The sequence below is a fragment of the Methylomonas sp. PHL2-19 genome (genome assembly GCF_059331595.1).
The window spans coordinates 902179-922935 of the sequence record NZ_CP196839.1; the positions used below are offsets into that span (position 1 = coordinate 902179).

14 protein-coding genes, 2 tRNA genes and 2 rRNA genes are annotated in these 20757 nt (G+C 49.5%); 17 read left to right on the forward strand and 1 reads right to left on the reverse strand.

The window, feature by feature from the left end:
• The first annotated feature begins 124 nt into the window (after nucleotides 1-124).
• From nhaD to rpmE, 3 genes are all read left to right on the forward strand, one after another.
• Nucleotides 125-1432, forward strand: a complete 1308-nt coding sequence (gene nhaD / locus ACR02O_RS04220) for a sodium:proton antiporter NhaD (RefSeq protein ID WP_225587310.1) — start codon at nucleotides 125-127, stop codon at nucleotides 1430-1432.
• 262 nt (nucleotides 1433-1694) lie between these two features.
• On the forward strand, nucleotides 1695-3074 hold the full coding sequence (locus tag ACR02O_RS04225; RefSeq protein ID WP_494522859.1) for an AmpG family muropeptide MFS transporter: 1380 nt from the start codon (nucleotides 1695-1697) through the stop codon (nucleotides 3072-3074).
• A 294-nt stretch (nucleotides 3075-3368) separates the two neighbouring features.
• On the forward strand, nucleotides 3369-3569 hold the full coding sequence (rpmE, locus tag ACR02O_RS04230) for a 50S ribosomal protein L31 (protein WP_081607938.1): 201 nt from the start codon (nucleotides 3369-3371) through the stop codon (nucleotides 3567-3569).
• A gap of 71 nt (nucleotides 3570-3640) precedes the next feature.
• On the opposite strand, the gene ACR02O_RS04235 is transcribed toward rpmE, so the two are convergent.
• Complete coding sequence (locus tag ACR02O_RS04235) at nucleotides 3641-6004, reverse strand: penicillin-binding protein 1A (RefSeq protein ID WP_494522860.1); 2364 nt, start codon at nucleotides 6002-6004, stop codon at nucleotides 3641-3643.
• A gap of 210 nt (nucleotides 6005-6214) precedes the next feature.
• Here ACR02O_RS04235 and ACR02O_RS04240 point away from each other — a divergent pair, with 210 nt between their 5' ends.
• The 14 genes from ACR02O_RS04240 to ACR02O_RS04305 all read left to right on the forward strand — a co-directional run bounded on the left by ACR02O_RS04240 (nucleotide 6215) and on the right by ACR02O_RS04305 (nucleotide 20692).
• Nucleotides 6215-7276, forward strand: a complete 1062-nt coding sequence (locus ACR02O_RS04240; protein ID WP_020483743.1) for a pilus assembly protein PilM — start codon at nucleotides 6215-6217, stop codon at nucleotides 7274-7276.
• On the forward strand, nucleotides 7276-7848 hold the full coding sequence (locus tag ACR02O_RS04245) for a PilN domain-containing protein (RefSeq protein WP_458138912.1): 573 nt from the start codon (nucleotides 7276-7278) through the stop codon (nucleotides 7846-7848). The genes ACR02O_RS04240 and ACR02O_RS04245 overlap by 1 nt, the downstream gene beginning before the upstream one ends.
• On the forward strand, nucleotides 7845-8471 hold the full coding sequence (locus ACR02O_RS04250) for a type IV pilus inner membrane component PilO (protein ID WP_458138913.1): 627 nt from the start codon (nucleotides 7845-7847) through the stop codon (nucleotides 8469-8471). Before ACR02O_RS04245 ends, ACR02O_RS04250 begins: the two co-directional genes overlap by 4 nt.
• The gene (locus ACR02O_RS04255; protein ID WP_084153287.1) at nucleotides 8468-9025 is read left to right on the forward strand and encodes a pilus assembly protein PilP; all 558 of its coding nucleotides are present in this window, start codon (nucleotides 8468-8470) and stop codon (nucleotides 9023-9025) included. Before ACR02O_RS04250 ends, ACR02O_RS04255 begins: the two co-directional genes overlap by 4 nt.
• A 2-nt stretch (nucleotides 9026-9027) precedes the next feature.
• Nucleotides 9028-11271 carry a type IV pilus secretin PilQ gene (locus tag ACR02O_RS04260; protein ID WP_033156770.1) on the forward strand — a complete coding sequence of 748 codons (2244 nt, stop codon included), beginning with the start codon at nucleotides 9028-9030 and terminating at the stop codon, nucleotides 11269-11271.
• Between the two features lie 141 nt (nucleotides 11272-11412).
• Entirely contained in the window at nucleotides 11413-11538 is a 126-nt protein-coding gene (gene lptM, locus ACR02O_RS04265) for an LPS translocon maturation chaperone LptM (protein WP_084153286.1), read from the forward strand.
• Between the two features lie 3 nt (nucleotides 11539-11541).
• Entirely contained in the window at nucleotides 11542-12792 is a 1251-nt protein-coding gene (lysA, locus tag ACR02O_RS04270; protein WP_415879308.1) for a diaminopimelate decarboxylase, read from the forward strand.
• 5 nt (nucleotides 12793-12797) lie between these two features.
• Nucleotides 12798-13625 carry a diaminopimelate epimerase gene (gene dapF / locus ACR02O_RS04275; RefSeq protein ID WP_415880854.1) on the forward strand — a complete coding sequence of 276 codons (828 nt, stop codon included), beginning with the start codon at nucleotides 12798-12800 and terminating at the stop codon, nucleotides 13623-13625.
• A complete protein-coding gene (locus ACR02O_RS04280) occupies nucleotides 13622-14311 on the forward strand; it encodes a DUF484 family protein (protein ID WP_415879307.1) in 690 nt (229 codons plus the stop codon). The genes dapF and ACR02O_RS04280 overlap by 4 nt, the downstream gene beginning before the upstream one ends.
• A 5-nt stretch (nucleotides 14312-14316) precedes the next feature.
• On the forward strand, nucleotides 14317-15210 hold the full coding sequence (xerC, locus tag ACR02O_RS04285; protein ID WP_494522861.1) for a tyrosine recombinase XerC: 894 nt from the start codon (nucleotides 14317-14319) through the stop codon (nucleotides 15208-15210).
• A gap of 401 nt (nucleotides 15211-15611) precedes the next feature.
• Nucleotides 15612-17145 (forward strand): 16S ribosomal RNA (locus ACR02O_RS04290).
• A gap of 60 nt (nucleotides 17146-17205) precedes the next feature.
• Nucleotides 17206-17282: transfer RNA gene (locus ACR02O_RS04295), tRNA-Ile, on the forward strand.
• A 117-nt stretch (nucleotides 17283-17399) separates the two neighbouring features.
• Nucleotides 17400-17475: transfer RNA gene (locus tag ACR02O_RS04300), tRNA-Ala, on the forward strand.
• 322 nt (nucleotides 17476-17797) lie between these two features.
• A 23S ribosomal RNA gene (locus tag ACR02O_RS04305) occupies nucleotides 17798-20692 on the forward strand.
• The 16S and 23S rRNA genes sit together here with 2 tRNA genes alongside, the layout of an rRNA operon.
• Nucleotides 20693-20757 lie beyond the last annotated feature (65 nt).

Here is a 20757-nt window from a genome sequence, read left to right on the forward strand (position 1 = left end):
TGATAACATGCCCGGTTAGTTTTTTCCGCTTTCAATAATGACTAAAACATAGAGGATAAAGGGGGCTATCTTGTTGCGCTTACTGTTAATTTTGGCCGGCTTGCTGTTTTTGCCGGAAATCGCCATGGCTGAAGAGTTTCACAATCTCGGCTTAACCGGAACGGAGCGGGGCATTTATACCGTTCTGATCTTTTTGGTGGCCTATGGATTTGTGATGGCAGAAGAGTTTACGCATTTGCGTAAATCCAAGCCGGTTATTTTTGCCGCTGCCGTGATTTGGGGGCATGTGGCGATATTGGCTCAAGAGGCCGGTGTTTCCGGTGAAGAACTGCATAAAGCTTTCGAACATGATTTGAAAGAGTACGCAGAGTTGATGTTGTTCTTGCTGGTGGCGATGACCTATATCAACACCATGGCGGAACGTAATGTGTTTGAAGCGCTGCGCTCCTGGTTGATTCGTAAACAATTTGGCTACAAGCAATTGTTCTGGATCACCGGCATCATTACCTTCTTCCTGTCTTCGGTAGCTGACAACCTGACTTCTGCGCTGTTGGTCGGCGCCGTGGTGATGGCCGTGGGTGCGGATAACGAAAAATTCGTCTCAATCGGTTTCGTGAACCTGGTGATTGCCGCTAACGCCGGTGGTGCCTTTTGCCCATTCGGTGACATCACGACCTTGATGGTATGGCAAGCTGGTTATGCTGAGTTTTTCGATTTCTTCAAGTTGTTCATTCCCTCTGTCGTCAATTTCGTCGTGCCCGCCTTCTTCATGGCGCAAGCGATTCCAAGTGGTCAGCCAAAAGCAACCAACGAGGCTGCTGTTGAATTGAAGCCCGGTGGTTGGGTGGTGTGCGGTTTGTTCGGCGTTACCATCGGTTTGGCCGTCAGCTTCAAACAATTTCTGCATTTGCCGCCGTTCATGGGCATGATGGCAGGGTTGTCCATATTGATGTTATTCATCTACTACATAAAGATGCGCTTCGCATCGGCTGATGCAGTGCATCTTGATGTATTTGATCGCGTAAAGGAAGCTGAATGGGATACGTTGCTGTTCTTCTTTGGTGTGGTCTTCGCGGTAGGTGGTTTAGGTTATATCGGGTACCTGGAATTGTTGTCCGGCGCGATGTACGACGGTTTGGGGCAAACCACCGCCAACATCCTGGTTGGTATAATTTCAGCAATAGTTGATAACATCCCGGTGATGTTCGCGGTACTGAATATGAATCTGGATATGGATTTGTATCAATGGTTGTTGGTGACATTGACTGCCGGTGTGGGTGGTTCATTGTTCTCGGTGGGTTCTGCGGCAGGCGTAGCGTTGATGGGGCAATCCAATCACAAATACACATTCTTCAGTCACTTAAAATGGACGCCGGTTATCGCTGCAGGCTATGCGGCGAGTATCGTTACCCACTATCTGATAAACGGTTAACTCGTCGATTTTTGATAGAACTGCAATAAAGTAAGGGAAGGCGCGTGACAAAGGCTATTAATAGTTGGCGTAGCGCTTTCTCTACTTTTACGCAGTGGCGTGTTCTGAGTGTGGTATTTCTCGGTTTCAGCCGGACTTCCTTTCTAGTTGGTTTCTTCGCCTGTATCGGTTTGGCTGGCCGATGGACAGGATTATCTGTTGGTTATAGGCTTTTTTACTCTGGTGGGTGTAGGGCCTTACTCGATTAAATTACTATTCCTGCATGAGCACGCCGACGCACATCCCCCCTAATTCGGCTGAGAAGCCGTCGCCCGCAACCCAATCAACCCCCGTTGTGCGCCGCAAGCGCTCCGCTTTGGAAGTGATTCATGAGCTCAAGCAGCCCAAGGTGGCCGTCATGTTGGCGCTGGGCTTTGCCTCGGGCCTACCCTTCCTGCTGACAGCCAATACCTTCGGCTACTGGCTGCGGGACGATGGCACGAGCCTGGTTGCCATCGGCTTCATGTCCTGGGTTGGCTTTGCGTACGCCTTTAAGGTGTACTGGTCGCCGCTGGTGGATCATATCGATGTGCCGCTGCTGGGCCGTCTGGGGCGTCGTCGCGGCTGGATGCTGCTGTGCCAGATATTGATCGCCGTCGGGCTGCTGGGCATGGCCACTGTTGGGACGGCAGGCGGGCTGGTGGCTATTGGTGCCTTCGCGTTGTTGACGGCCTTCGCGTCAGCTACGCAGGACATCGCCATCGACGCTTGGCGAATCGAATCCGCGTCCGACGACGCCGACGCGGGGTTGATGACTTCGGCAGCGCAGGTCGGATACCGTATCGCTCTCATTATTACTGACGCCTTAATCATTGCTGCGGCGGCCCGTGTCGGGTGGAGCATGTCGTATGTTGCCATGGCGGTATTGATGGCACTTTGCACCGTAGCAACCCTATGTGCCTCTGAGCCAACCCGCGCTGATGTGGCGCGGCGCCAGAAGTCTCCGCTATGGACCTTGCGCGGCCTTGCCGATGCGATCATCGGCCCGTTTATCGACTTTTTCGTCAATCACAAGGTTGCAGGACTCCTTATGCTGCTGATGGTGGCGCTCTATCGCCTGCCTGATTTCGTGATGGGGCCAATGTACAACCCGTATTATCATGATCTCGGGCTTTCCAAGGACACGGTGGCCTGGGTGCGCGGCTCATTCGGGCTGGTTGCAACCTTTTTCGGTATTGCCTCGGCGGGTCTCAGTGCCGTGCGATTCGGCCTGTTACCAACGCTGATCGCGGGGCTTGTGTTCGAGGGGGGTGGCACGGCGGCATTCGCCTTACTCAGCGTCAATGCAGACACAGCGATTTTCGCCGCAGTCATGACGCTCGACGCTTTTGCCCAGTCCTTCGCGGGCGTCGCCTTGGTAATTTATATGTCGAGCCTGACCAGTTTGGGCTACACCGCCACTCAGTACGCCATGCTGTCGTCAACCTACGCCTTGCTTGGCAAATTCCTGAAAGGATTCTCCGGGGTTGCGGTCGAAACGCTCACGCCCATATACGGGTTACCCGGAGCCTATGCTACTGCATTTGTGGCTACTGGCCTAACCGCGGTGCCGCCGCTGCTGATATTGCTGCTGCTTTGGCGCGTGCAGAACATCAAGCGATAGTCCTTGTGATCAAAGTATTGATAGCGCCTAATTTGATAGCAAATTACACGAAATGTTTAGTAGGCTTTCAAAAGCGCTATCCTGTTCTGAGCGCCTGTTCGTGATGCCGGTTCAATCCGGCACTGCCTGCTGGGGTTTTAATATGTTATTGATGCGGACTGGTGATTAGCGGTGATGGTCTGAGGCGCTAAGGTAGTGTTTAGCACTGTTTTTTGTGTTGCAGATTGCCTGTCGAGATCGTATCATAAGCAGTTCTCTATCAAGTATGTAGCCCGGAACGGGTATGTGAGCGCTATGAAACCAGAAATACATCCAGAATATAAACAAATTACCGTTACTTGCGGGTGCGGCAATACTTTTCAAACCGGTTCTGTGCTGGCTTCTGATTTACACATTGAGGTGTGTTCTTCTTGCCATCCGTTTTATACCGGTAAACAGCGCGTCGTTGATACGTCGGGTCGTGTTGATAAATTCCGCAAAAAATTCGGAAAATAATAGTTTTCGAGAAGTCTTGTTCGGCCGTCGGTCAACTGGCGGCCAGATTCTTCCCAGTTATGCGAAGTGTTTTAAAATAACGCTTCTTCTGCAAATAATTCATCCTCTTCGGGTTCTTCAGCTTTTGGTGCCGATTTTGCCGTTGGTACGGTTTCTTCACTGAAATATTCCCAAATGCCTCCTCTCGCTTCTTGATCTAGCAATAACCCGTCTGCTGGGTTGATGTAAGCCTGGACTATCCCAGCTGGTTGCGTTAATGGTTTTTCCGGGAAGTTTTGTTGTACGGCTTTCATGAATTTAATCCACATCGGTAAGGCGGCTTTGCCACCAGTCTCACCATGTCCAAGTGGTAATGAATTATCGAAGCCTATCCATGCAGATGCCACTATATCGGTAGCAAAACCGTTAAACCAAGCGTCTCTCTGTTCGTTGGTGGTGCCTGTTTTACCCGCCAAATCGTTACGGCCCAATTGTTTGGCCTGAGTTGCCGTGCCGCGCTGTACAACATCTCTCAGCAGGCTGTTTGCCAGGAAATTAATTTTTGCTGAAATAGCGCGCGGCGCGCGGTTTGGTGACGGTGGGTCTTGGTCTGGGCAATCGGCACACGCCAGGGGTGGGTTGGCTTGGAACAACAGGTTACCTTTGTGATCTTCGATGCGTTCGATGAGGTAGGGTTTTACCAAAAAACCGCCATTGGCAAAGACCGCGTAGGCCGACGCCATACGCAACGGTGATGCATAGCCGCTACCCAAAGCCAGAGACAGCGTGCCGGGCAATTGTTCTTTATCGAAACCAAAGCGCATGGCTGTATCGATTGCCTGAGGTATTCCGATTTCCTGCAGCAATCGCACTGAGACCAGATTGATCGATTCCCGGAGCGCAACCCGCAATGATGTCGGCCCCAGAAAGCGGCGGCTATAGTTTTCCGGACGCCAGTCGTTTTCTTGCGAAGGGTCCTCGATTACGATGGGGGCGTCGTTAATGATGCTGGCCGCGGTGAAGCCTTTCTCCAAGGCAGCAGTATAAATAACAGGCTTGAATCCCGAGCCCGGTTGGCGTTTGGACTGCGTAGCCCTGTTATATTTGCTGTGATAAAAATCAAAGCCGCCGCATAAAGCTAAAATCGCGCCATTGTTGGGATTAAGCGCTACAAAAGCAGCTTCAGCACTCGGAATTTGCGTGAGTGCCCATTCGTTATTTTCTAACTGCCTGACCCAGATGATGTCGTTGGATTTGAGAAAAGCTTTGCCGGTGCCGATATTTTTTTCCGGGTACGGTCTTGCCCATTCAATATTTTTCCAGCTTATGTCGATCTGCGTATGGTCATAGAATGTTGCGACCACACCGGAATCAGTTGCTGCTGTTACTAAGGCTTGCCGGGTATCTCCAATAACAGTGTCCTCAATTTGAATCCCCTTTTTTTGTAAATTCTTATGTGGAAAACCGCGATAGCCGTGGCGCTCGTCATATTCATGCAAGGTTTTTTGCAAAGCGTCTTCTGCTGCTAACTGAAATTGACTAGGGACGGTGGTGAAAATTTTCAAACCCAAGGTATAGGCTGTCTCGCCATACTTGGACATAACTTCTTGCCTAACCATTTCCGCGATGTATGGCGATTGTAGCTCGACATTTATCGGCTGGATCTCCGCGTTATCTAATGTTTGTACAGCAATTTCGTAATCGCGCTGGCTTATATAGTTTAAATCCAGCATTCGGCGTAACACGTAATTCCGCCGCTCTATGGCACGCTGAGGATTGGTGATCGGATTGTAAATGGATGGTGCTTTTGGTAAACCGGCAATCATCGCTTGCTGGTGAAGGGCTAGCTCGGAAATATCTTTACCATAATAGGTTTGCGCGGCCGCTGCGACGCCATAGGCGCGTTGGCCCATATAAATTTTGTTCAAATAAAGATCCATAATCTGATCTTTGGAATATTGCCGCTCTATTTTCAGGGCAAGAATGATTTCTTTGAGCTTACGCAAATAAGTTCTTTCGTTACTCAGCAGAAAATTGCGGGCAACTTGCATAGTGATGGTACTGCCGCCTTGGCGCTTTTTGCCGGTGAGGGCTAATTGGCTTAACGCTCGCAGCAGGCCTTTGAAATCCACGCCGTTGTGTTTGTAAAAGCGGTCGTCTTCCGCAGCGATAAACGCCTTGATCAATTGCGGCGGTACTTGCTCAATGTTGATCGGGATTCGGCGCTTCTCGCCAAACTGAGCTATCAATAGCTTGTCTTGGCTGTAGATGTTCAACGGCATTTGATATTGAACATGTTGTAACTGGTCGATGTCCGGCAGTTCCTTATCGAGTTCGATTAGGAAAAAATAAGTGGCGATCAGAAATGTGCCGATAAAAGCGAAAAAGAAGAAGGCCAGCCACTTAAAAAGTGTCTTGATCAGAGACTTGGGTTTGGGAGCTTTCTTAATGGGCACTGAAATTCAAACGCACTGCTAAAATACAAATTGCCGGTCAAAATAAACCCTTTTGATAATAGGAACAACCTAAAGTTACTTATAAAGTGGTTTATCTAAGAGGATGAAATTAAAAAAACCTACTATACTTCTGACCCATGTGGGTTCTGCACGTCGTCTGAGCATGCTTGAGCCAAATTCAATCATATTCGATCTAAAAAGGGTTCATTCATGAGCTGGTTGAGCAGGAATCCGTCGGCTGTGCTGGGTGTGGATATTAGTACAGCTGCGGTTAAATTGTTGGAATTGAGCCGGGTCGGTGCTCGTTACCGGGTAGAAAGTTACTCGGTGGCGCCCTTACCTCAAGATGCGATAGTCGATAAGAACATCACCAATATAGAGCAAATCGGCGCGGTAATAAAAGCGGCGGTCAAGCAATCCGGTACTCGGGCAAAGCAGGCGAGCGTTGCGGTTGCCGGTTCCTCGGTGATGACCAAAATCATTTCGATGCCCGCCTCCTTGTCTGATAGGGACATGGAGGAGCAGATCATGGTGGAAGCGGATCAATACATTCCTTATTCGCTGGACGAGGTTAATCTCGATTTCGAAGTTCAGGGCATCACCAAAAATAACCCGGATATGGTTGATGTGTTGCTGGCGGCTTCTCGGCGGGAAAACATTGAAGACAGGGTGGCAGCACTGGCCTATGCCGGCCTTAAGGCTGTCGTCGTCGATGTGGAAGCTTTTGCAATGGAAAATGCGTTTTCGTTGTTGGCGGATCAGTTACCGGAAGGTGCCGGCAATATGACTGTTGCGATTGCCGACATTGGCGCCACCATGACCTCTCTGAACATTCTGCATGAAGGTAAAACTGTTTATACCCGGGAGCAGGGCTTTGGCGGAAAACAGCTAACTGAAGAGATTCAGCGCCGCTATGGCCTGTCGTATGAAGAAGCCGGTCTGGCCAAGAAGCACGGCGGCCTGCCGGATAATTACGTCACGGATGTGCTGGAGCCCTTCAAAAAAGCCATGTTGCAGCAAATCGCCAGATCGTTGCAATTCTTTGTTTCCTCTAGCGCCAATCGCGGCGTCGATGCCTTGGTACTTGCCGGTGGTTGCGCGTCAATCGCGGGTTTGGACAAATTGGTGGAACGCGACCTCGGCATCCCGTCTTACATTGCCAATCCATTTATCAATATGGCGCTTTCTAATCGGGTCAAACCGCAAAGTCTGAGCAACGATACGCCTGCGATGATGATAGCGTGCGGTTTAGCGCTAAGGAGTTTCGATTAATGGCAAGAATTAATTTACTCCCCTGGCGAGAAGAGCTGCGTAAAAAAAAGCAGCAGGATTTTGTGGCGGGTATTGGTGCCGGTATTTTGGTGACAGCACTGATTTTGGTCGTGGTCTATATGTATATCGAAGGGATCAAAGAGTATCAGACCCGCAGAAACACGCTACTACAAAACGAAATAGCCATCTTGGATAAGCGAATTCAAGAAATCAAAGAAATCGAAGATAAGAAAAACCGGTTATTGACCAAAATTGAAGTCATCCAAAAGTTGCAGGAAAGCCGTCCCGAGGTGGTGCATTTATTCGATGAATTGGCCAAAACCACGCCGGATGGTATTTACCTGACGAAGTTTGCCCAGGCAGGAGCGGTTTTGACGCTGGATGGGAAGGCGGAATCGAATGCGGGGGTGTCCGCTTATATGCGGGCTATCGATAACTCGCCGTGGATGAATACCTCGGTACTGAATGTTATCAAGGGCGAGGGTAAGAAGGATGGGCAGATGAATGACTTCACCCTAACTGCCAAGCAAGGTAAGAAGGTCGATAAGCCTCAACCAGGAGCCGTCAAATGAATTTGTCTGAAATCAATTGGGACATTAATTCGGCGGGCAGCTGGCCAACGCCACTAAAAATCATCGTCATTCTTATGTTTGCGGTATTAACAGCGGCGGCTGGCGTTTACTTTGTGACGGTGCCGCAGTTGGATGAATTGGATGTGCTTGAAAAACAAGAAGAGAGTTTGAAAAGTGCGTTTGAAGTTAAGCAGAAAAAGGCTGTCAATCTCCAGGATTACCGCGATCAGCTGGATCAAATCGAAGCGTCGCTAGGTGAGATGTTGAAGCAGATGCCTACCAAAGCTGAAGTTGCCAGCTTGTTGGTTGATATTTCCCAAACCGGATTGGCAAGTGGCCTAGAGTTTAAATTGTTCCAACCCAGTACCGAAATTAACAGAGAGTTTTATTCTGAATTACCAATTGGTATCCATGTCGTCGGGAAGTATGAAGAGCTGGGATTATTTGTCAGCGGTTTGGCTTCCCTACCCCGGATTGTGACGGTGCACGATGTGGTCATGACGCCGATGGGTAAAGAAGGCAAAGATGGTATGAGCATGACGGCAACAATAAAAACCTATAACGAGGGCGAAACAGCGCAAGCCGCTGGCGGACCGGCTGCTAAGAAAAGGAGAGGGCAATGAGGTGCGTCGGTGTGAAAGTTTTTCCGACCCTGCCGATGTTAAGTTTGCTTTTGGTTGGGATGGTCGGATGCGGTGGCGACGATGTCAGCGATTTGACCAAATATATTGAAGAGGTAAAAGCTCGTCCCAAGGCCGCTATCGAACCCTTGCCTGAAATTAAAGTGGTTGAATCGTTTATATTCAAGCCCGATGGATTGAGGGATCCGTTTAGGTCAATTGAAAGAAAAGATGACGATAGCAATGTCGACGTCTCCGGTATCAACGGTATTAGACCTGATATAGAACGCCGGAAGGAAGAGTTGGAAGCCTACCCTCTGGACAGTCTGCGCATGGTTGGAACGCTACGTAACGACAAAGGCTATTGGGGTTTGGTAAGAGCTAGAGATGGGACTATCCACCGCGTACAGGTTGGGCATCACATGGGGCAAAATTACGGCAAGATACTGCGTATTCTTGACGACAAAATAGAGCTAATGGAAATCGTACCTGATAAACCGGGCACTTGGCGCGAACAACAGTCTTCACTAGCATTGGCCGATGAAAAAGGGTTATAGAAATGAGTATTAAACAAAATAAAAACGGATGGAAAGTGGCCGGCTTCGGTTTCTGGTGTTCAGTGTTGCTGAGTTGTTTTGTGCATGTTGCGCTGGTGCACGCCGATGATGGAGCGATAAACAACTTAGAGTTTTCCACCTTGGCCGGAAACCAAGTGCAAGTGCAACTGGAAATGGATGGTCCGATAGTGGAGCCGAAAATCTTCCAGACCGATAACCCTTCCAGAATCGCATTGGACTTTGCCGGCGTAAAAAGTAATCTGGCAAAAAAAAGCTTTCCGATCAATCAAGGTGCTGCAGGCACGGTATATGTGGTTGAGGCTTCGGGGCGGACTCGGGTTATTATCAATTTGGTAGAAAAAGTGCCTTACGAAACCAAAATCGAGGGCAATAAATTTTATGTGGTGTTGAAGTCCAGCGGGACCGTTGCTGCGGTAAACCGAGCCGTACAGCAAGCGCCTGTCGCGAAGGATTCGGTGATTAGTAAATTTTTGCCGGAACAAAACATAAAAAGTATTGATTTTCGACGCGGGCCAAACGGTGAGGGGCGTTTGTTGCTGGGTTTATCAGCGGCAAATACTGTAGTCGACGCTAAACAAAATGCCGGTAAAGTGGTTTTAAGTTTCCTAAACACCAAGTTGCCGGAGTCTTTAGTTAAAAGTTTTGACGTATCCGATTTTGCGACACCTGTACAAAAAATCGAAGCCTCTCCCAGAGGCGATAGCGTCAACATTGTCATAACACCCAACAATGGTAATTACGATTACTCGTCCTATCAGTCCGATAATTTATTGACGGTTGAGTTTCGGCCGTTGACACCGGCGGAAAAAGAAGCGCAGCAAAAAGAAAAATTCCCGTATATCGGCAATAAGTTGTCATTGAATTTTCAAGATATCGAAGTGCGTTCGGTGTTGCAAATTCTGGCCGACTTTACCGAGCTGAATATCATTGCTGCTGATTCGGTGGCGGGCAATGTCACGCTTAGATTAAACGATGTACCTTGGGATCAGGCTTTGGAGTTGATTTTAAAATCCAAAGGCTTGGCAAAAAGACAGAACGGCAATGTGGTGATGGTGGCGCCGGTTGCTGAGATCATGAAAATCGAGCAGGAGGAGCTGGATTCGAAAAAAATATTCGAAGAGTTGGAACCGTTAAAAACCGAAAATATTCAGATCAATTACGCAAAAGCAGGGGAGATTTGCGGTGTATTAATGGGGGTGGGGAATAGCTCGCAAGGTGGTCAGTCCGGTGCAGGTGCAAGCAGTGGCGGAGGTGGTGGTTGCGGCGGTGGTAGCGGGAGTTCCGTCGCGTCGCAACAGGCCGGTTCCGGCCAGAATAGCCAAGGTGGCGGTCCAGCAAGTATGCGATTGCTATCGCCACGCGGTACGGCGATTGTCGATGCCAGAACCAATACGCTGATTGTCAAGGATACGGCAAAGGCTATGGAAGATGTACGCAGAATGATCAAACTATTGGACGTGCCTGTGCGCCAAGTGTTGATCGAATCGCGAATCGTCATAGCGGATACTTCGTTTGCGCAGAACTTGGGTACCAAATTTGGGGTGGCTCATAAAGCCGACGTAAATAGCGGAACGCAATACGGAATGACGGCCAGTGGTGCGGAAACCAGCGAAAATTCGCAAATTCTGTCGGATTTGGGATCTGCATTGGCAGCTTCCAGCGGAGGTGCTTTGGCCTTGACCTTGGCACGCGGAGCGGATTATCTTTTGAACCTTGAGATCAGTGCATTGCAAGACGATGGTAAAGGCGAGTTGGTGTCCAATCCGCGGGTAATGACTAGCGACATGGTGCAAGCTTCAATCAAACAAGGTGTGCAGATTCCGTATCAAACCCAAAGCCAGGCGACTGGTCCGGTGACGGAGCTGGTCGATGCGGTGTTGGAGCTGAATGTCACGCCGCAGATTACGCCAAGCGGCAGTGTTATCATGCTGCTCGACATCAAAAAAGATTCGCCGGGAACACCTTTGGCTACAGGCGGTAACGCAACGGTACCTATCGATACCCGGCAGTTGAAAACCAAAGTTCAAGTTGAAGATGGCGAGACGGTAGTGTTGGGCGGCATCTATGAGTCGACTGTTCAGGAATCTTACAATACTGTGCCTTGGGTGTCGGATTTGCCGGTGATTGGCTGGATGTTCAAGAAAAGTGTAAAAAACGATACCAAAAAAGAGTTGTTGGTGTTTATTACGCCTAAAGTGGTGAAAGAGTCGATGACGATAAAGTGAGTCTTCGTCTGGCCTAGCGACAAAAAGGGGCTTCATGCCCCTTTTTTTGTGGCTTGCCGAGATTGGTTAGCTGTCTTGCGTTCGTTCTTTTAAGCTGTCGGCTATGCTATATTCCGCACTCACCCGATAATCGTTACGAACATGACGACAAACAAAATTTTAACTCTAGTTCTTTGGGCTCTGTTGCTGCAAGCCTGCGGTCAAACCGGGCCCTTATATATGCCGGATAGCCCGCCGCCAATTTACGTACCGAAACAAGATAAATAAGCCATGGATTTTTTTAATTATCGGCAACACGAGCTGTTTGCCGAAAGCATTCCTGTTGACAAAATTGCCGAAAACTACGGTACTCCCTGCTATGTCTATTCGCGCGCGACCTTGGAGAGGCATTGGCAAGCCTTCGATCAAGGCTTTGCCGGGCACCCGCACCTTATTTGTTATGCGGTAAAAGCCAATTCAAATATTGCGATTCTCAACGTGCTGGCGCGACTTGGGTCTGGGTTCGACATCGTGTCGCTTGGCGAAATGCAGCGCGTGCTAGCTGCGGGCGGCAGTCCTGACAAAATTGTGTTTTCCGGTGTCGGTAAACGCGAGGACGAAATCTTAGCGGCGTTGAAAATAGGTATACGCTGTTTTAATGTTGAAGTCAGCGGCGAACTTGATCGGATCAACCGATTAGCCGGTGAGCTGGGTGTTATTGCTCCCGTGTCTTTCCGGGTCAACCCGGATGTTGACGCCAAGACGCATCCCTATATTTCCACCGGGTTGAAAGAAAATAAATTCGGGATCGATATCAAGCAAGCCATTCATGAGTATCGGCGTGCCGCGCAGATGCCGAATATCCAAATAGTCGGTATCGATTGCCATATTGGCTCCCAACTAACTGAAACAGTGCCGTTTTTGGATGCGCTGGATAGGGTGTTGGCGTTAGTCGATGAACTGCAAGAGGAAGGTATTGAATTGCACCACCTCGATTTAGGGGGCGGGCTGGGTATTTGTTATCGCGATGAGCATCCGCCGCAACCTTCTGAATATATTGCAGCTCTGCTGCAGCGTTTAGCGGGACGGAGTTTTGAAATTCTATTAGAGCCGGGGCGCGCCATCGTCGGCAATGCGGGAATATTGTTAACCAGAGTGGAATACCTCAAGCCAACAGAGAATAAAAATTTTGCTATTGTGGATGCGGCGATGAATGATCTGGTTAGGCCGGCTTTATACGGGGCGTGGCAGGCAATCATTCCTGCGAACACTGAAAGCGATCAGTCCGAGTTGGATTGGGACATTGTGGGACCGGTTTGCGAGACGGGCGACTTTCTGGGTAAAGCGCGGTCGTTAAAGTTGAAACAAGGCGATTTATTGGCGGTTCGTTCCGGGGGAGCCTATGGGTTTACGATGAGTTCAAACTATAACTCGAGGCCACGAGCGGCGGAGGTAATGGTGGATGGCGATAAAATGCATCTTATTCGAGCCCGAGAAACCTTGGAGCAACTGTGGATTGGCGAGCAGCTTTTACCTGAGTAGCGATGATGATTAATTTCACCAAAATGCAGGGCTTAGGCAATGATTTTGTCGTGATCGACGCTATAAACCAGCCAATACAATTGACGACATCACAGATTCGATTTTTGGCGGATCGCCATTTTGGCGTGGGCTGCGATCAATTGTTATTGGTGGAAAAGCCGGTTAGCGATAACGCCGAGTTTAAATACCGGATTTTCAATGCTGACGGTAGCGAGGTTGCGCAATGTGGAAACGGTGCGCGTTGCTTCGCACGCTTTGTGCGCGACAAAGGATTAAGTAATAAAGACGAAATTATTGTTGATACAGACGCGAGACAACTGACGCTTCGATTCGATGCAGGCGGTTTGATCACCGTTGACATGGGAGTTCCTGCGCTTGAGCCTGAGCAAATACCGCTAAAGGTTTCCGAACAATCCACGTTATATAAAGTGACTTTGGCGGACACAGAAGTTGCATTCGCAGCCGTTTCTATGGGGAATCCTCATGCGGTTATCCAGGTCGATGATGTAATCAGCGCGCCCGTTTCATCTATCGGCGCTAGGTTGGAGTGTCATGAGCTGTTTCCGGAACGAGCTAATATTGGTTTCATGCAAATTGTTAATCGTCGACAAATCAAGTTGCGAGTTTACGAGCGTGGCGCAGCCGAAACGCTGGCTTGTGGCAGTGGGGCTTGCGCTGCTGTTGTGGCCGGTATTGAGCAAGGTTTGTTGGAGCAGAATGTTCAGGTTCAACTGCCTGGTGGGGAATTAATCGTTAGCTGGCTTGGTAGTGGTCATCCTGTCATGATGACGGGAGCAGCGACTACGGTATTCGAAGGACAAATAAAGTTATGAGCACTGAACCAAAAGTCTTATTGACCGAAGCCCTCGTTAAGGCCTATCTGCAAGAACATCCCGAGTTTTTCCAAAATCATTTGGATTTGCTGGAGAAGATGCATATCCCACATCCCAGTGGTAATGCAATATCGCTAATATCCAAGCAACTTGAAATTTTTCGGGCGAAGCATCAGGAGCAAGAAAATCAATTGACCGCGTTGATCGATATTGCCCGGGAAAATGACGCTTCGTTCAATCGCATGCATGAGTTGACTCTGGCCATGTTGGAAGCAAATACCCTGGAGGACGCGGTAGCAAATTTAAGTGAGGTGTTGGCTGAATGTTTTTTCACTGATTTCGTAGCCATTAAAATAATTAAAGAACAACCGCTCTCGCCTATCAGTAATTTATTCGTTGGGGCTGATGATGCTAATTTGAAGCATTTTTCCAATGAATTAACCACAAACCAGCCGAAATGCGGTCGGCCGACCTTAGCGCAAGCGAGGTTTTTGTTTGGCGACGTGGCTGCGGAAGTTCGCTCGTGTGCAATCATTCCTATGGTGTTTACGCAGCTTGATGGGCTGTTGGCGATCGGCAGTCGCGATGAGTCGCGCTTTCACTATAGTATGGGCAGCATATTTCTTACTCAAATGAGTGAGATTATCGGGACTCGTCTTATATCATTGCTACACCAAACGGATTGATTGTCATGCATGCCGAAGCGGATGAGGCCTTGCTGCGGTATTTTCGCTATTTGGTTTCGGAAAAGCGCGTTGCAGATCATACGTCAACAAACTACCAAAGGGATTTAAAACGTTTTCAAAGTTTTTGCGCTAGGCAAGGGCTCATGTATTGGCTGCAAGTTCAGGATCGTGATGTGCGGAATTATATTGCCGGGCGTCATAAAAACGGTATCGGCAGCAAGACGATTCAGCGCGAACTCGCTGCTTTACGCAGTTTTTATCGATTTTTACTCAAGGCCAAGCAAGTGGAGCATAACCCTGCTCAGCATGTGCAAGCGCCCAAAGTTTCAAAAAGGTTGCCACATGTTTTGGATGTCGATCAGGTTGTGGGGATGCTAAATGCGACGCCGGATTCGATTTTGGAAATCCGCGACTTGGCGATGTTCGAATTGTTTTACTCATCTGGGTTGCGACTGAGCGAGTTGGTAATGCTTGATTTGTCTGACATCAATCTTAGCGAAGGCTTTTTGAGGGTGCGGTTTGGTAAAGGCGGCAAGCAAAGGCAATTGCCGGTTGGTAGTAAAGCACTTGATGCGCTTAAGGTTTGGCTGGCAAGTCGGCCTGATGGGGAGTGGCAGGCAGTGTTTGTTTCCCTAAAGGGGGTTCGATTATCTCAAAGAAGCGTGCAACTTAGATTGGATCGTTGGGGCAAAAAAAACGGAATAGCCGAGCACCTTCATCCTCATATGTTGAGGCATTCGTTCGCAAGCCATTTGCTTGAAGCCAGTAAAGATATTAGGGCTGTGCAAGAGTTGTTAGGGCATAGCAATATATCGACTACTCAGATATACACGCACCTAGATTTTCAACATTTAGCGGCTGTTTATGATCAAGCACATCCGCGCTCGCGCAAGGGTTGAAGGCTGTTGAATAAAAAAGTTCTTGACGCGAGGATGTTGGGTGATTAGAATGAGCGGCTCTTCACTGCTCTGGCTTTTAAGTTTTAGCGGTGAAGCGGTCGACTTAGTTCGGCGGGTTTGAAGTTGTTGATTGACGGGTTTGTTTTTTTAGTTTCTGTTTTTGAAGCCACTTAAAAATAAATTTGACAAACACTGAAAACGCTGTAGAATGTGTCGGCTCAACAGGGCGAAATGCTCTGGCTCTTTAACAAACGAAATCGAAATAATTTGTGTGGGTATGTGTAGCGACTATGTGCTGTTTAAAAATAGTCGACACAGAAACCACGTCAATTCGCAAGAAAAGATGTTCTGTAGTCGAGCCAAGATTGGTCACTAATCTTATTTAGTGACAAGTTAAAATTAAACTGAAGAGTTTGATCATGGCTCAGATTGAACGCTGGCGGTATGCTTAACACATGCAAGTCGAACGGTAGCAGGCCTTCGGGCGCTGACGAGTGGCGGACGGGTGAGTAATGCATAGGAATCTGCCTATTAGTGGGGGACAACGTGGGGAAACTCACGCTAATACCGCATACGCCCTACGGGGGAAAGCTGGGGACCTTCGGGCCTGGCGCTAATAGATGAGCCTATGTCGGATTAGCTAGTTGGTGGGGTAAAGGCCTACCAAGGCGACGATCCGTAGCTGGTCTGAGAGGATGATCAGCCACACTGGGACTGAGACACGGCCCAGACTCCTACGGGAGGCAGCAGTGGGGAATATTGGACAATGGGCGAAAGCCTGATCCAGCAATACCGCGTGTGTGAAGAAGGCCTGAGGGTTGTAAAGCACTTTCAATAGGAAGGAATACCTATCGGTTAATACCCGGTAGACTGACATTACCTATACAAGAAGCACCGGCTAACTCCGTGCCAGCAGCCGCGGTAATACGGAGGGTGCAAGCGTTAATCGGAATTACTGGGCGTAAAGCGTGCGTAGGCGGTTGTTTAAGTCAGATGTGAAAGCCCTGGGCTTAACCTGGGAACTGCATTTGATACTGGGCAACTAGAGTTTAGTAGAGGGGAGTGGAATTTCAGGTGTAGCGGTGAAATGCGTAGAGATCTGAAGGAACACCAGTGGCGAAGGCGGCTCCCTGGACTAAAACTGACGCTGAGGTACGAAAGCGTGGGTAGCAAACAGGATTAGATACCCTGGTAGTCCACGCCGTAAACGATGTCAACTAACTGTTGGGTTCTTAAAGAACTTAGTAGTGGAGCTAACGTATTAAGTTGACCGCCTGGGGAGTACGGCCGCAAGGCTAAAACTCAAATGAATTGACGGGGGCCCGCACAAGCGGTGGAGCATGTGGTTTAATTCGATGCAACGCGAAGAACCTTACCTACCCTTGACATCCAGAGAATCTGTTAGAGATAGCGGAGTGCCTTCGGGAACTCTGAGACAGGTGCTGCATGGCTGTCGTCAGCTCGTGTTGTGAAATGTTGGGTTAAGTCCCGTAACGAGCGCAACCCTTATCCTTAGTTGCCAGCGGGTCATGCCGGGAACTCTAGGGAGACTGCCGGTGATAAACCGGAGGAAGGTGGGGACGACGTCAAGTCATCATGGCCCTTATGGGTAGGGCTACACACGTGCTACAATGGCCGGTACAGAGGGCTGCGAACTCGCGAGAGTAAGCGAATCCCAAAAAGCCGGTCCCAGTCCGGATCGCAGTCTGCAACTCGACTGCGTGAAGTCGGAATCGCTAGTAATCGCGGATCAGAATGCCGCGGTGAATACGTTCCCGGGCCTTGTACACACCGCCCGTCACACCATGGGAGTGGGTTGCAAAAGAAGTAGGTAGTTTAACCTTCGGGAGGGCGCTTACCACTTTGTGATTCATGACTGGGGTGAAGTCGTAACAAGGTAGCCCTAGGGGAACCTGGGGCTGGATCACCTCCTTACAAAGACGGCACACCGTTACACGTACTCACAACAAATTATTTCGATTGAAAGACGCACCTGGGTCTGTAGCTCAGTTGGTTAGAGCGCACCCCTGATAAGGGTGAGGTCGGAGGTTCAACTCCTCCCAGACCCACCAACGCATAAAAGGCGAAAGCAATAAGGCGAAACACAATCAGACCACACGCCTGGTTAGAATAACTGGCGCTGTGTCTAGTCACGTTTCGGCTTGAGTCTTGGTCTTTAGTCTGCTTTAGGGGCCATAGCTCAGCTGGGAGAGCGCCTGCCTTGCACGCAGGAGGTCGGGAGTTCGATCCTCCCTGGCTCCACCATCATGCTGAACGCTGAGGGTCAACCAGTTCGTCAAACGTAAGAAAAATAGTGGGTGAACATCAACGCTATACAGTTTTATCAGCGGCAGCGGATAAAGACTTTATAGCATTGGTATTCGTACCGATAGCTCTTTAACAATATGGAAATCTGTAACTATAGTAATGATCAGCAATGATCAACACTAAAACGAGTTGCGGTTTGAATGACGTCGTTCTCGAAAGGGAAAGGCAGAAAACAAACGGCATGTCGTTCTCAAGCAGAAAAATCAGCGAAAATGTCAGCTGACAGTATAACCAAAATACAGACGTATTCGGGTTATATGGTCAAGTGAATAAGCGCATACGGTGAATGCCTAGGCAGTAAGAGGCGATGAAGGACGTTGTAGCATGCGAAAAGCTTTGGGGAGCCTGCAAACCGGCTGTGATCCAGAGATGTCCGAATGGGGAAACCCGGCGCGCATAAGCGCGTCATCTTTGAGTGAATACATAGCTCACTGAAGCGAACCCGGAGAACTGAAACATCTAAGTACCCGGAGGAAAAGAAATCAACCGAGATTCCCTAAGTAGTGGCGAGCGAACGGGGACTAGCCCTTAAGCTAGGATAAGGTTAGTGGAACGGTCTGGAAAGTCCGGCGATACAGGGTGATAGCCCCGTACACGAAAACCTTTTTCTAGTGAAATCGAGTAGGTCGGAGCACGTGAAACTTTGACTGAATATGGGGGGACCATCCTCCAAGGCTAAATACTCCTTACTGACCGATAGTGAACTAGTACCGTGAGGGAAAGGCGAAAAGAACCGCGGAGAGCGGAGTGAAATAGAACCTGAAACCGTATGCGTACAAGCAGTGGGAGCCCCTTCGTGGGGTGACTGCGTACCTTTTGTATAATGGGTCAGCGACTTACATTTTGTGGCAAGCTTAACCGAATAGGGGAGGCGTAGCGAAAGCGAGTCTTAATAGGGCGTTTAGTCGCAAGGTGTAGACCCGAAACCGGGCGATCTATCCATGGCCAGGCTGAAGGTTGGGTAATACTAACTGGAGGGCCGAACCCACGTCTGTTGAAAAAGACGGGGATGAGCTGTGGATCGGAGTGAAAGGCTAATCAAGCTCGGAGATAGCTGGTTCTCCTCGAAAGCTATTTAGGTAGCGCCTCGTGTATCACTGCTGGGGGTAGAGCACTGTTTCGGCTAGGGGGTCATCCCGACTTACCAACCCGATGCAAACTCCGAATACCAGCAAGTGCCAGCACGGGAGACACACGGCGGGTGATAAGGTCCGTCGTGAAAAGGGAAACAGCCCAGACCGTCAGCTAAGGTCCCCAAATCTATGCTCAGTGGGAAACGATGTGGAAAGGCACAGACAGCCAGGAGGTTGGCTTAGAAGCAGCCATCCTTTAAAGAAAGCGTAATAGCTCACTGGTCGAGTCGGTCTGCGCGGAAGATTTACCGGGGCTAAGCATAGTACCGAAGCTACGGATTTACACGTAAGTGTGAGTGGTAGAGGAGCGTTCCGTACGCCTGCGAAGGTCGATTGAGAAGTCGGCTGGAGGTATCGGAAGTGCGAATGCTGACATAAGTAACGATAAAGGGGGTGAAAAACCCCCTCGCCGAAAACCCAAGGTTTCCTGCGCAACGTTAATCGACGCAGGGTTAGTCGGCACCTAAGGCGAGGCTGAAAAGCGTAGTCGATGGAAAACAGGTTAATATTCCTGTACCAGTAGTAACTGCGATGGGGTGACGGAGAAGGCTATATCAGCGGTCGGTTGGAAGTGGCCGTTTAAGCAGGTAGGCATGCATCTTAGGCAAATCCGGGGTGCTTTATGCCGAGACGTGATGACGAGCGGTTCGAAAGAACAGCGAAGTGATAGATGCCCTGCTTCCAGGAAAAACCTCTAAGCTTCAGGTTACTAGTGGCCGTACCCTAAACCGACACAGGTGGGTGGGATGAAAATTCTAAGGCGCTTGAGAGAACCCAGGTGAAGGAACTAGGCAAAATGATACCGTAACTTCGGGAGAAGGTATGCCCTCATTACGTGAAGGTCCTCGCGACTGGAGCGGAAGGGGGTTGCAAAAAATCGGTGGCTGCGACTGTTTAGCAAAAACATAGCACTCTGCAAACACGAAAGTGGACGTATAGGGTGTGACGCCTGCCCGGTGCTGGAAGGTTAATTGATGGGGTTATCTTCGGAGAAGCTCTTGATCGAAGCCCCAGTAAACGGCGGCCGTAACTATAACGGTCCTAAGGTAGCGAAATTCCTTGTCGGGTAAGTTCCGACCTGCACGAATGGCGTAACGATGGCCACACTGTCTCCACCTGGGACTCAGTGAAATTGAAATCGCTGTGAAGATGCAGTGTACCCGCGGCTAGACGGAAAGACCCCGTGCACCTTTACTATAGCTTGACACTGGACTTTGAACCTACTTGTGTAGGATAGGTGGGAGGCTTTGAAGCGGGAACGCCAGTTCTCGTGGAGCCAACCTTGAAATACCACCCTGGTATGTTTGGAGTTCTAACCTCGACCCGTTATCCGGGTTAGGGACAGTGTCTGGTGGGTAGTTTGACTGGGGCGGTCTCCTCCTAAAGAGTAACGGAGGAGCACGAAGGTACCCTCAGCCTGGTCGGAAATCAGGCAATGAGTGCAAAGGCATAAGGGTGCTTGACTGCGAGACGGACAAGTCGAGCAGGTACGAAAGTAGGTCTTAGTGATCCGGTGGTTCTGTATGGAAGGGCCATCGCTCAACGGATAAAAGGTACGCCGGGGATAACAGGCTGATACCGCCCAAGAGTTCATATCGACGGCGGTGTTTGGCACCTCGATGTCGGCTCATCACATCCTGGGGCTGAAGCAGGTCCCAAGGGTATGGCTGTTCGCCATTTAAAGTGGTACGCGAGCTGGGTTCAGAACGTCGTGAGACAGTTCGGTCCCTATCTGCCGTGGGCGTTTGAGATTTGAGGGAAGCTGCTTCTAGTACGAGAGGACCGAAGTGGACGAACCTCTGGTGTTCCGGTTGTCATGCCAATGGCATTGCCGGGTAGCCACGTTCGGACAGGATAACCGCTGAAAGCATCTAAGCGGGAAGCCCCTCCCAAGATGAGATCTCACTGGGACTATAAGTCCCCTGAAGGGCCGTCGGAGACTACGACGTTGATAGGCACGGTGTGGAAGTCCAGTAATGGGCGTAGCTAACGTGTACTAATTGCCCGTGAGGCTTGACCATATAACACCCAATGCGTTTGGGTGTCACTGACACGCTGATAAACGCAAGATAACGACACACTCGAT

Coding starts and splice junctions, on each gene's coding strand:
- nhaD (WP_225587310.1), top strand. CDS start 125: ATGGCTGAAGAGTTTCACAATCTCGGCTTAACCGGAACGGAGCGGGGC.
- ACR02O_RS04225 (WP_494522859.1), top strand. CDS start 1,695: ATGAGCACGCCGACGCACATCCCCCCTAATTCGGCTGAGAAGCCGTCG.
- rpmE (WP_081607938.1), top strand. CDS start 3,369: ATGAAACCAGAAATACATCCAGAATATAAACAAATTACCGTTACTTGC.
- ACR02O_RS04240 (WP_020483743.1), top strand. CDS start 6,215: ATGAGCTGGTTGAGCAGGAATCCGTCGGCTGTGCTGGGTGTGGATATT.
- ACR02O_RS04245 (WP_458138912.1), top strand. CDS start 7,276: ATGGCAAGAATTAATTTACTCCCCTGGCGAGAAGAGCTGCGTAAAAAA.
- ACR02O_RS04250 (WP_458138913.1), top strand. CDS start 7,845: ATGAATTTGTCTGAAATCAATTGGGACATTAATTCGGCGGGCAGCTGG.
- ACR02O_RS04255 (WP_084153287.1), top strand. CDS start 8,468: ATGAGGTGCGTCGGTGTGAAAGTTTTTCCGACCCTGCCGATGTTAAGT.
- ACR02O_RS04260 (WP_033156770.1), top strand. CDS start 9,028: ATGAGTATTAAACAAAATAAAAACGGATGGAAAGTGGCCGGCTTCGGT.
- lptM (WP_084153286.1), top strand. CDS start 11,413: ATGACGACAAACAAAATTTTAACTCTAGTTCTTTGGGCTCTGTTGCTG.
- lysA (WP_415879308.1), top strand. CDS start 11,542: ATGGATTTTTTTAATTATCGGCAACACGAGCTGTTTGCCGAAAGCATT.
- dapF (WP_415880854.1), top strand. CDS start 12,798: ATGATTAATTTCACCAAAATGCAGGGCTTAGGCAATGATTTTGTCGTG.
- ACR02O_RS04280 (WP_415879307.1), top strand. CDS start 13,622: ATGAGCACTGAACCAAAAGTCTTATTGACCGAAGCCCTCGTTAAGGCC.
- xerC (WP_494522861.1), top strand. CDS start 14,317: ATGCATGCCGAAGCGGATGAGGCCTTGCTGCGGTATTTTCGCTATTTG.